This window comes from Brevibacillus jepli (assembly GCF_047229145.1).
Classification (GTDB): Bacteria; Bacillota; Bacilli; order Brevibacillales; family Brevibacillaceae; genus Brevibacillus.
The window spans coordinates 1-10,862 of the sequence record NZ_JBFEFW010000059.1 but is presented as its reverse complement, the minus strand read 5'-3'; the positions used below and the strand labels follow the sequence as shown (position 1 = coordinate 10,862).

The 10,862-nt window shown below is 46.3% G+C and carries 13 protein-coding genes; 9 read left to right on the top strand and 4 right to left on the bottom strand.

Features of this window, described 5'->3' with window-relative positions; all coding sequences use genetic code 11:
• The first annotated feature begins 83 nt into the window (after positions 1–83).
• The 6 genes from AB1L17_RS30820 (at position 84) to AB1L17_RS30795 (ending at position 6,080) form a co-directional block, all read left to right on the top strand.
• Positions 84–1,199: a Mov34/MPN/PAD-1 family protein gene (locus tag AB1L17_RS30820; protein WP_412848750.1), complete on the top strand. Its 1,116-nt coding sequence runs from the start codon at positions 84–86 to the stop codon at positions 1,197–1,199.
• Positions 1,186–2,019 carry a ThiF family adenylyltransferase gene (locus tag AB1L17_RS30815; RefSeq protein WP_412848751.1) on the top strand — a complete coding sequence of 278 codons (834 nt, stop codon included), beginning with the start codon at positions 1,186–1,188 and terminating at the stop codon, positions 2,017–2,019. Before AB1L17_RS30820 ends, AB1L17_RS30815 begins: the two co-directional genes overlap by 14 nt.
• Before the next feature lie 184 nt (positions 2,020–2,203).
• Positions 2,204–2,686 (top strand): Rok-like winged helix domain-containing protein, encoded by a 483-nt coding sequence (locus tag AB1L17_RS30810; protein WP_412848752.1) that lies wholly within the window; start codon positions 2,204–2,206, stop codon positions 2,684–2,686.
• Positions 2,687–3,143: 457 nt separating this feature from the next.
• Positions 3,144–3,392, top strand: a complete 249-nt coding sequence (locus AB1L17_RS30805) for a LexA family transcriptional regulator (RefSeq protein ID WP_238504249.1) — start codon at positions 3,144–3,146, stop codon at positions 3,390–3,392.
• Between the two features lie 209 nt (positions 3,393–3,601).
• Positions 3,602–3,973: an ArsR/SmtB family transcription factor gene (locus tag AB1L17_RS30800; protein WP_122905062.1), complete on the top strand. Its 372-nt coding sequence runs from the start codon at positions 3,602–3,604 to the stop codon at positions 3,971–3,973.
• The gene (locus tag AB1L17_RS30795; RefSeq protein WP_204519547.1) at positions 3,963–6,080 is read left to right on the top strand and encodes a heavy metal translocating P-type ATPase; all 2,118 of its coding nucleotides are present in this window, start codon (positions 3,963–3,965) and stop codon (positions 6,078–6,080) included. The genes AB1L17_RS30800 and AB1L17_RS30795 overlap by 11 nt, the downstream gene beginning before the upstream one ends.
• Positions 6,081–6,372: 292 nt before the next feature.
• Here the strand turns inward: AB1L17_RS30795 and AB1L17_RS30790 are convergent, their stop codons facing one another.
• Genes AB1L17_RS30790 through AB1L17_RS30775 form a run of 4 tightly spaced genes read right to left on the bottom strand, consistent with a single transcriptional unit; the run spans position 6,373 to position 8,471 of the window.
• A complete protein-coding gene (locus tag AB1L17_RS30790) occupies positions 6,373–6,867 on the bottom strand; it encodes an arsinothricin resistance N-acetyltransferase ArsN1 family A (RefSeq protein ID WP_238504412.1) in 495 nt (164 codons plus the stop codon).
• Between the two features lie 26 nt (positions 6,868–6,893).
• The gene (locus AB1L17_RS30785) at positions 6,894–7,085 is read right to left on the bottom strand and encodes a hypothetical protein (RefSeq protein WP_204519545.1); all 192 of its coding nucleotides are present in this window, start codon (positions 7,083–7,085) and stop codon (positions 6,894–6,896) included.
• Positions 7,086–7,099: 14 nt separating this feature from the next.
• Positions 7,100–7,966: a permease gene (locus tag AB1L17_RS30780; protein ID WP_204519544.1), complete on the bottom strand. Its 867-nt coding sequence runs from the start codon at positions 7,964–7,966 to the stop codon at positions 7,100–7,102.
• Positions 7,967–8,021: 55 nt separating this feature from the next.
• The gene (locus AB1L17_RS30775; protein WP_122905065.1) at positions 8,022–8,471 is read right to left on the bottom strand and encodes a MarR family winged helix-turn-helix transcriptional regulator; all 450 of its coding nucleotides are present in this window, start codon (positions 8,469–8,471) and stop codon (positions 8,022–8,024) included.
• Between the two features lie 206 nt (positions 8,472–8,677).
• On the opposite strand from AB1L17_RS30775, the gene AB1L17_RS30770 reads away from it, so the two are divergent.
• The 3 genes from AB1L17_RS30770 to arsC are packed head-to-tail and all read left to right on the top strand — an operon-like array spanning position 8,678 to position 10,786.
• Complete coding sequence (locus AB1L17_RS30770; protein ID WP_412848754.1) at positions 8,678–9,001, top strand: ArsR/SmtB family transcription factor; 324 nt, start codon at positions 8,678–8,680, stop codon at positions 8,999–9,001.
• A 21-nt stretch (positions 9,002–9,022) separates the two neighbouring features.
• The gene (locus AB1L17_RS30765; protein ID WP_412848753.1) at positions 9,023–10,321 is read left to right on the top strand and encodes an arsenic transporter; all 1,299 of its coding nucleotides are present in this window, start codon (positions 9,023–9,025) and stop codon (positions 10,319–10,321) included.
• A 39-nt stretch (positions 10,322–10,360) separates the two neighbouring features.
• Complete coding sequence (gene arsC, locus AB1L17_RS30760) at positions 10,361–10,786, top strand: arsenate reductase (thioredoxin) (RefSeq protein ID WP_122905067.1); 426 nt, start codon at positions 10,361–10,363, stop codon at positions 10,784–10,786.
• Positions 10,787–10,862 lie beyond the last annotated feature (76 nt).

Genomic DNA, 10,862 nt, shown 5'->3' with positions numbered 1-10,862 from the left:
GCTTTAAGATGTCAAAGTTAAAAAACAGAGAATGAGCGAGAAAACAGGAGAAAACATTACTTTATAGTGGGAGGAATGAAAACATGACTGACAAACTGTATCAAGAAACCTTGTTCAGCTTTTTGGGAGAAGGGGAACCGGAGGCCATCCAGGACACAGGAAAGGGCAAAAGGACGACGGCAGCCACTAAATCACGGATAGCTTCCAAGGACCAAAAGAAAACGGCTGTATCTGTCACGAAAAGTGAACCGGAAACATGGGAACTAAACACCGAGACGATCATCCGGTATGGCGGGGAGAACATTCCTCTGACCGATTACTTTACACCTGAAGAAATTACAAATGGTCTTCCAAACAGTTCTCCAACTGATGAACAAATCGGGGAAGAAAATATCGAAGTGAAGTTGAGGAACATTACTGGCGAAGACGTGCGGAAGCGGTTGGAGAACGACTTTGGCGAACTAACTGAAGAGTTAACAACGATGACATTCATTAAGGAAAAGAATATGATTATCCCTGTTCTAACCGCACGAAAGAAAGGAAGCGGCATGCTCTTGGAACGCCGACATGGTATCTATCTGAAGCTGGAGGATGCTGTGGCAAACCGCCGGTCCAACATGTACGTTCCCGGAGCTGATGGTCATATGTACCATATCCGCGAAACAGAAGCGTTAACGATCTGCAAAAGGGCTCGGAAGGTTCCTAGTGTTCCGACGTTGGTAGAAGGTGTGCGTCTAAAATACCCCAGGATTCCCTGGGGGATTCTGACGCAGTTTTTGGTTGTCGCCCGCCACTTCGCCCGGACATATGGCGCTGAGGTTCATGGAGAGATTTACTGGGGAGAAGAAGGGTATCGACTGGTGATACCGGCACAGATTGTGAGCAGAGACATGTGTGAACCAACTGAGCAAGTAGCTTACGTGGAAAACGTCGTGAAAGTGATGGAAATCCACTCTCACCATACGATGGAAGCCTACTTTTCTTCCCAAGATGATCGATCTGAGCAGGCGCCGATCCTCTATGCGGTTGTGGGAAGGGTGCTGGATTTCTTCCCGCAAATTCTGGTGAGGACGTGTCTGGACGGGGAGTATCTGATCATCAATCCCCATATTGTCTTTGAATCACCGTTGGAGTCTCCGACGAACCTGGACTTTCCTCAAGTGTCCGTGAAAGGAGCAGAAAACGATGATACGGTTTGACGAACGGGAGAAGATTTTTTACTACATCGTACAGATCGGCGCCGGCGCCAATGGAGGGTATATTCTGCAGCAATGTGCCCAAATGATGAACATATTCAAGGTACAGGGGTTTTATCTGGTGGCCGATCCGGATACGGTAGAACAAAAGAATTTGTCCAATCAACTCTTTATACCAAAGGATGTCGGACAGAAGAAAGCTGCGGTACTGGCTAACCGGTACCGCAGCCATTATCAAGTGCCGATCGCCGCTTTTGATGAACGGTACATTGAGGATGAAAGAACGTTAGACCGATTGTTTCAGTTTACGGATTATCGAGGCTGTTACAGTTGGGACACGTTTTTTCTTCCGATTTTGATCGGCGCAGTAGATAACAACTACACACGCCAGGTCATGCACAGTTACTTTCTCAGTCAAGAAAAGCTGCTCTACATCGATGTGGGAGTGGAAGCTGCCTGGGTTCCTCGTGACCGCCGACCACGAGAAGAGTGGACGGAGGAGGAGAAGCAGCGTCACGCGAATACTGGATGGACAGGACAAGTAGTAGCCGGATTGAGATTGAACGGAAAAACGTTTCTGGAACCGGTGGCCGGCAGCTTTCCGGACATATTGGAGGATGAGGACGAGATCGCTCCTTCTGAAATGGCGTGCTCACAGGTAATCTCGTCCGAGCCGCAGCGGTTAATTACCAACAGGTTCGCGGCGCAAGCAGTGGCAGGTTATCTAAATGAACTGTTTGGGGAGAGAACCTTGTCTACGCACGTGACATTCTTTCACGCAAAGAAAATGTATATGCGTGGGGAAAGGATTCAAGATGGGTGAGAGTGTCCAGAAATGGGCACTCTTTTTTTGTGTTTGTAAAGAAAATGTAGTACTTGTGGGAAATTGTTTCGGTTCATCTGGATGTTACGCGGTAGTGTTAATGAGGTCTGCAGCGGTAAGAATTGCAGGAAAAAATATTGAAGATATCAAATTACTCAAAAAAACAATCATAAAGGAGTCGAGTATGTCCACAACATATAACGAACGTCAGGCACTACATATGACATTGCAATCTCTGCTTGAGCAACGACTATCTCTAAGAAGAGAGTATATGGAACGAGACAAAGAACTGGGGGAGGAGATCAAGCAGCTTTTGCACCGAATCCGTGAGTTGGACGAGCAGTATGGTGTACCTTCCAGCAAGGATGATCGGCAAGGAGAAACAACAAGTGGATCGGCGGTTCTCCATGAGATACCGACAAAGCGAGCGAGTAAAGCTCGAAAGCCGTATCAGCATCATGATTATCCGGGAATAGCTAGGAAGGTAGAAACGATTTTGGAGGAAGCGGCGGAACCGCTGACACTGACAGAACTATACGGGGAGCTGCAAAAACGTCGGGCAGTCGAATGGGCGAATCCGTACATGATTCTCCAAAAGGCGCTGAAGCATTCAGAGAGAGTCAAGATCGAGAAGGAAGGCAGAAAACTGGTGTTTTCGATTCGGTAAATTCTCTGATATGAGGCCTTGCCAGGGCACCGGAAAGACTGCATGTAGTTCGTCGCCTGGATGACAGTTGCGGGCGGATCGCTGGTAACGGAAACGGGCGACGCAGGACCCGAGGAATGAAGAAGGGCGTCTGCTCTTTGATCGGTTGATAACGACAGCGCGTGGCAACCAATAAAAGGCGACCTCGGCCAGATCGAGACGGAGTGGTGTCCTTCTCGTTGCCGAAAGCGGCCCAGACTGGAAAGCAGACAGCTGCGCCGGATGAGTTCAATTCGATTGGGGAGAAAGAGGCACGCCGATGTTTCTTGACGGTGGACCTGGATGGTCTCCAAAACTGTTAGACCCCAGGGAAAATAACTTACCGATGCTCCACTAATGTGGAGATTTTTTATTTGCATGTTCGTCCTTGTTCGCATATAATACAAACAAATGTTCGCATCATTGGGAGTGAGCTTCCATGCTGTCTGACATCGAGCGAAAGGTTTTGCGCATTATCGCCAACTTTTCCGTTGGTCGTCGGCGCACGCCGACAGTGGATGAGCTGTGCGTAAAAACCGGGCGCAGTCGTAGCGGCGTGATGGAGGTACTGGCCGCGTTGGCTCGGGAAAAGAGTATCGAGTGGATGCGATCCAGCCCCGGACGACATCACATTGCTGGAGGCGTGGGAAAGAAGGGAGTCAATAAGCTGGAGAGTAAGATAGGATAGATAACATGTTTGCTGCAAGTCGATTTGTTCTGCCTATATCTTGATGAGATTGTACATAATTCACTTAAAAGTAATTAGATGCTGTTAGGTAAATCCTAACAGCTTTTTAATTTATGCACACATACATTCAAAAGTTCATTTGAATGTATAAGGATAATGGTTTATGATAATAATGATCAAACGATGGTTTGATTGTCGGAGGTGATTTCATGAAAGAAAAAGATACATGTGAAATTTATTGTTATGACGAATCCAAGGTTCGTCGTGTCCAAGAGACTCTTGGTCAACAAGACATCCCAACTATGGCAAAGATGTTTAAGGTATTAGCGGATGAAACACGCATGAAGATAGCGTTCGCGTTATGCCAAGAAGATGAACTCTGCGTATGTGATGTAGCCAACATCATCGGGTCTTCGATGGCAACGGCTTCCCATCATTTGCGGATGTTAAAAGAATTGGGATTAGCAAAATATCGCAAGGAAGGGAAATTGGTTTTCTACTCGTTGGAAGATGAACATGTACGACAGCTTGTTCAAATTGCTTCGACACATAGTCAGGAGGTCGTGACCCATGGGAAGTAATGCAGAGCAAAAAAAGGTCTATCGGGTTCAAGGTTTTACCTGCACCAACTGTGCAGCCATCTTCGAGAAGAACGTCAAAAACCTGCCTGGCGTTCAAGAGGCACAAGTGAACTTTGGAGCTTCGAAGGTAACTGTTTTTGGAGAAGCAACTGTCGAGGAACTAGAAAAAGCAGGGGCATTTGAAAATCTGAAGATTATACCCGAAAGTGAACGGGTTGAAGAAAAGAAAGAACCGTTCTGGAAAGCGCACGGTAAAGTAGTGCTTTCAGCTGTCCTTCTACTCTTTGGATACCTGTTGGGTCAGCAATTCGGGGAAGAACATGTCCTTACTGCTGTAGTCTATGCTGCTTCCATTCTCATCGGCGGCTATGAGCTTTTCATTAAAGGGATTAAAAACTTGTTCCGTCTCCAGTTCGATATGAACACTCTCATGACCGTAGCCATATTAGGGGCGGCGGCGATTGGTGAATGGGGTGAAGGAGCAACAGTAGTCATCCTCTTTGCGATCAGTGAAGTATTGGAGCGTTACTCCATGGAAAAAGCTCGACAATCCATTCGTTCGTTGATGGACATCGCTCCGAAAGAAGCGTTAATCCGTCGTGGTAGCGAAGAGCTAATGGTTCATGTGGACGACATCCAAGTGGGCGACATTATGATCGTCAAACCAGGGCAGAAACTTGCCATGGATGGGGTTGTAATCAAAGGAACATCCACCATCAATCAAGCTGCTATTACAGGGGAATCTGTACCTGTCACAAAAACCGTTGGTGATGAAGTGTTCGCAGGTACGCTAAACGAAGAGGGGCTTCTTGAAGTCAAAGTAACAAAACGGGTTGAGGATACGACGATCTCCAAGATTATTCATTTGGTGGAAGAAGCGCAAGCGGAACGCGCTCCGTCTCAAGCATTCGTTGACCGATTTGCAAAGTATTACACGCCAGCGATTATGATCTTAGCACTGGGCATTGCTGTTGTTCCTCCGCTTCTACTTGGAGGCGGTTGGGGTGAGTGGATCTACCGAGGATTGGCGTTACTAGTGGTAGGATGTCCGTGCGCGCTGGTGATCTCCACACCTGTATCGATTGTCACTGCCATTGGGAATGCCGCAAAGAACGGTGTCTTGATTAAGGGTGGCATTCATTTGGAGGAAGCAGGACGATTGTCTGCAATCGCTTTTGATAAAACAGGAACTTTGACGAAAGGGGTACCAGTGGTTACGGACTTTATCACCTATGGTGGTCAAGAGAAAAATGAATTGTTGGCTATTGCAGCCGTCATCGAAAAAGGGTCCCAACATCCACTGGCTTCAGCAATTATCCGCAAAGCTGAAAACGAAAACGTCGATTTGTCATCCGAAGTAGAAGAGTTCCGATCCATTACTGGTAAAGGGGTAAAGGCAAAAGTAAAAGGGGAACTGTACTACATCGGCAGTCCGAATTTGTTTTCCGAGTTGAATACTTCGAACCTAACCGAAAAAATAAAAGCCGAAATCGAAGGTTTGCAAAAACAAGGAAAAACGGTTATGGTACTCGGAACGGAAAATGAGATACTTGCCCTAATTGCCGTTGCCGACGAAGTCCGGGAAAGCAGTAAAAACGTAATTCAAAAACTTCGAGAGTTGGGTATAACGAAAACCGTTATGCTTACAGGGGATAACCGTGCAACCGGGGAGGCAATTGGAAAACGGATTGGAATTCATGAGGTAAAGGCGGAACTGATGCCTGAGCATAAGCTGGAGGCCATTAAACAGCTGAAAGCACATGGGAAAGTAGCAATGGTGGGCGATGGTGTCAACGACGCGCCGGCACTTGCCACTGCTGATGTAGGGATCGCCATGGGTGGTGCCGGAACCGATACGGCTCTAGAAACAGCCGATATCGCACTAATGGCCGACGACTTGACCAAACTGCCGTTTACAATTAATTTGAGTCGAAAAACACTCAGTATCATCAAACAAAACATTGCTTTCTCGCTTTTAATTAAGCTGGTAGCACTACTGTTAATTGTTCCAGGATGGCTCACACTGTGGCTTGCCATCTTTGCCGACATGGGAGCGACTCTTATCGTTACGTTGAACGGATTACGCTTACTAAGGGTAAAAGAATAACTGTGTAAAGTGACTAAGAGGTTACGTCGGGACAATGAATTTGATCCGAAGGGTAACCTCTTTTTGTTTGGAACGATGGTTGCAGAAAAGATGGGGTTGAAGAAAAGTAAAAGGGAATGGTAAAAAGCGCCCTTATTTCAAGGCGATTCAGCGTGTAGACCTTGATATCCGGACTTGCATGTTATTATTGGGGGGATGTTTTTGATACGAAACTTCTAACTGGAAAATTTCTATCCATTTGATTAGTAAAAAAAGAAGGCTCCTCAACATGAAGAGCCGATAGCATTAGGAGCTATAAGATTTTTTCCATCGCCATCACGTCAACGAACTGGCCGTCCAGAATGCCCTGCTTTTCAAACACGCCGACTTCCCGGAAGCCCCTCTTTCGATATAGTCCCTGCCCGAGGCCATTGAAGGGGAATGTAAAGAGAACGATTTTATAGAATCCGTTGTTTTTCGCCTCTGTTTCTAATGCTTCGAGTAAATGGTTACCCACCCCACGGCCTCGTACACGGCGATCTACATAGACGGAAAGGTCAGCTACGCCGTTATAGGCACAACGATGAGAATAACGGTTCAAGGAGGCCCATCCTACAACTGATCCCTCCACTTCAGCAACAAGTACGGTATATCGACCTTGATGTTCTTGAAACCAGTTGTCCATATAAGTTAAGTCTTTTGTATCCAACTCCAACGTGGCAATCCGGTCCTCAATTCCCTGGTTATAGATGTGAAGGATGGACCCCAGATCGTGATGCTGAGCTTTCCGAATCGTAACCTGTTTCATGGCCTTTCCCCCAAAATCCTGTTTCTTTATTTTTGATCACAGCAGTTCTCTTTGTCGTTCTTCACTTCTTCAATATTTACATTACAGCACGATTCTTTGTCGCTTTTCACTTCTTCAATATTTACATTACAGCACGATTCTTTGTCGCTTTTCACTTCTTCAATCTTCACATCGCAGCAAGATCCTTGCTTACCAAAGATTTTTTTCAACAAACCCATAGATATCACCTCCTTTAAATGAAGTAAAACAGGAAGCCGGATAGGGTAGCCATCATCATAACAGAAGCCACGAAAGCAGCAACCAATCGCTTCTGAAAGATGGTATTCAACAGTGTTACTTCAGGCAAACTGGCTCCGGCAGAACTGATCATCAAGGCCATGACCGGTGCAATTGCCATGCCTTTGGCAATCAGGATCTGGGACATGGGAATCATCATCGACAGACGAACGTATAACGGAATTCCAATGGCTGCAGCCACAGGAACCAACCACCACTGGTTACCGCCAAACATAGAGGAGATCCATTCAGTTGGAACCACGCCATGAATGACCGATCCAATAGCCGCGCCAATGATCAGATAGGGGTAGACGGTTTTCATTAGCCCTACCGTCTCCGACCAAGCTGCTTTCCAACTGAATGTGTTCGTTTTTTCTTCAAAACCGGTCATAACCACTCGCTTCACAGCCTTTTCGAATCCAAGCTTTTCAAGGGTAAAACCGATCATGACCGACAATACAGAGGTAATCACGGTATAGGCTACAGCTACTTTGACACCCAGCATGGCGCCCATCAGCGTGATAATGGTCGGGTCAAGGACAGGGGAGGAGAACAAAAACACCATCACGATGCCAAAACGAATTTTCTTATTCAATAGGTTCACGACAACGGGAATGGTGGAGCAAGAGCAAAACGGCGTGACAAAAGCAAAGAGCAGAGCTGCCAGCGCGCCCAAGACAGTGTTTTTGCCTGATAAGTACTGATTCAATTTGTCATAAGGAATAAATCCTTGAATCAGATTAATCAGGAGCGAAATTGCCACAAATAAAAGGGTTAACTCAATGGCAATCGAGAAGAAACTTTCCAATACATCCCAAAACATGATCATCACCCTTGTCTTTTTATTTGCAAAATGCAAGTATTATGTTGAAAAGAAACTACCCCAAGGGAGTAGTACAACACTTGTCGGTTTTGGCCATCGCCTCATTCAACAACTTAATGGAACGAATGACAGTCTCTTTTTCAAACTCGTTCATATGCGAAAAGATTTCATCCAAGTAAGCGTTCATCTGCTGATCGATTGTCGCGGCCACTTCTTTTCCCTCTGGTGTAAGGGAAAGGATATGTACCCGTCGATCTTCCGGATCGGGTGTTTTTTTCACCAGATTCATTTTCATCAACGTTTGGATCTGCCGGCTAAACGTTGTAATGTCTGTCCCCAACGCTTCTGATACTTGTTGCATGGATGGTTTGTGCTGCCGTTCGATTTCATATAAAATGTGGCTTTGAATCAAGGAAATCTCCCGGCCGCCTGAGATGCAGCAGTATTTATTGAGAAATCCGAAACGGCGGGTCATGATTTGGAATAGTTCTCGAAGGTTTTCCATGGAAAATCACCTCTGCTTAAGTTATATACGTTTTATTTGCAAAATGCAACTAAAAAATTATCAAGAAAAAAATTTGATCGATATCACATAATAAAGTGAACTTGGAATCAAGAATGCCCAAACTTGGGGGAAAGCCGTTTTTCATATTGAAATAACCATATGGTTATAATAATATTGTGTCGAGAGAGGAGGGTGTGAGATTGGACATGGACACGAAGACATTAGTCAATGCATTGAAAGCATTAGCTGACCCGACAAGGCTAAAAATCATCGCCTTGTTAAATACCCGCAGCTGTTGTGTCTGCGAACTGGTCCCCATCTTTGGGATTTCCCAACCGGCTGTGTCTAAACACATGAGCCGTCTAAAAAGTGCAGACCTGGTGATTGAAACAAGAAAGGGGCAATGGGTCTTTTATTCTATCAACCAAGAACGGTATGAACAAGTATGTCATGCATTGGGCAACCTGCCCGATTACTCCCATGAATTTGAGAAACTGGGAGAGCAGGGTCTCCTGGTGACCTGCGAATAGAAAAAAGATGGGAGAGAGATCATGTTTGCCATCTGGAGTGCCTTTCTGATCTTCGCCGTGACGTTGACCTTCGTCATTTGGCAACCGAAGGGACTGAACATTGGTTGGTCCGCAACGGGCGGAGCGATCTTGGCTTTGTTGTTTGGCGTGGTAAGTATTACAGATGTTGTTACGGTAACCGGCATTGTATGGAACGCGACGCTTGCCTTTGTGGCTATTATCTTGATTTCGTTGATTTTAGACGACATCGGCTTTTTTGAGTGGTCAGCCTTGCATATGGCGCGGTTAGCAAAAGGAAACGGCCGACTGATGTTCGTGTATGTGGTTCTCTTGGGAGCCGCCGTTGCAGCCTTTTTCGCCAATGATGGAGCAGCGCTGATTCTTACGCCGATTGTTCTTGCGCAAGTGAGGGCATTGAAGTTTCCAGACAAGATGATTCTTCCCTTTATCATGGCCAGTGGGTTTATTGCGGATACCACTTCGTTACCGCTTATCGTCAGCAATCTGGTCAACATCGTTTCTGCCGATTACTTTGACATTGGATTCGTTGAATATGCGTCACGCATGATTGTTCCTAACTTCTTCTCACTGGGAGCCAGTTTACTTGTCCTGTACTTGTACTTCCGAAAAGATATTCCCAAGCAGTACGATCTATCCCAACTGAAACAACCCCATGAAGCGTTAAAAGACGTTCGCCTGTTCCGGTTGTCCTGGGTCATTCTGGCTATCCTACTTACAGGCTACCTGATGAACGAAATCGTCGCCATTCCGGTTTCGGTTACAGCAGGAGTGGCAGCCATCATCTTTATGTTGGCTGCACAAAGGAGTAAGGCCATTGAGACAAAACGTATCATTAAAGAAGCCCCCTGGGCGATTGTTGTTTTTTCCATTGGGATGTACGTTGTCGTGTATGGCTTGCGTAATGTCGGTCTGACCGACATGTTGGGGCAGTTGATCCAAACTTTTGCCAATCAGGGACTGTTTGCCGCAACGGTTGGCATGGGTTTCTTGTCCGCAGTCCTGTCTTCCATCATGAACAACATGCCCACCGTCATGATTGACGCGCTGGCCATTCAGGGGACACAGACGTCCGGCGTCATCCGGGAAGCATTGGTGTACGCCAACGTAATCGGCAGCGACTTGGGTCCGAAAATTACCCCCATTGGCTCACTGGCGACACTGCTCTGGTTGCATGTCTTATCCCGTAAAGATGTAACCATTACATGGGGAAAATACTTCAAAACCGGAATCGTTCTGACGATCCCGACGCTGTTTATCACGCTGGTGGGACTCTATTTGTGGTTGCAAATTGTTGCCTAATAACCGACATCGATAACATCGTAAAGGAGATTGAAACACATGGAAAAAAAACCACTCGTGTACTTTCTGTGCACCGGAAACTCTTGCCGCAGTCAGATTGCAGAAGGCTTCCTGAAAGCATTAGGCAGTGACCGTTATGAAGTAAAAAGTGCCGGTCTGGAAGCACATGGGCTGAATCCCCGCGCCGTACAGGTAATGAAAGAAGCCGGTGTAGACATCAGCAGTCAAACATCCGATGTGATTGATCCAGAAACCCTCGCTCGTGCTGATTATGTGATTACGCTTTGCGGTCATGCCGATGAGCATTGCCCGATGATCCCCAACAAGAACGCAGTAAAATGGCACTGGGGTTTTGATGATCCCGCGAAAGCTACGGGAACCGAGGATGAAATCATGGCAAAATTCCGTACCGTTCGTGATTCCATTAAAGCCCGAATCGAACAGTTCCTTGCTGAAGGCAAATAAGGAGCCATTCCTGTAATGAAGAAATTTGAGCTTTGAAAGAAAAAAGCGCCTCCTGTATGCTGGGTCTTGGAATGGT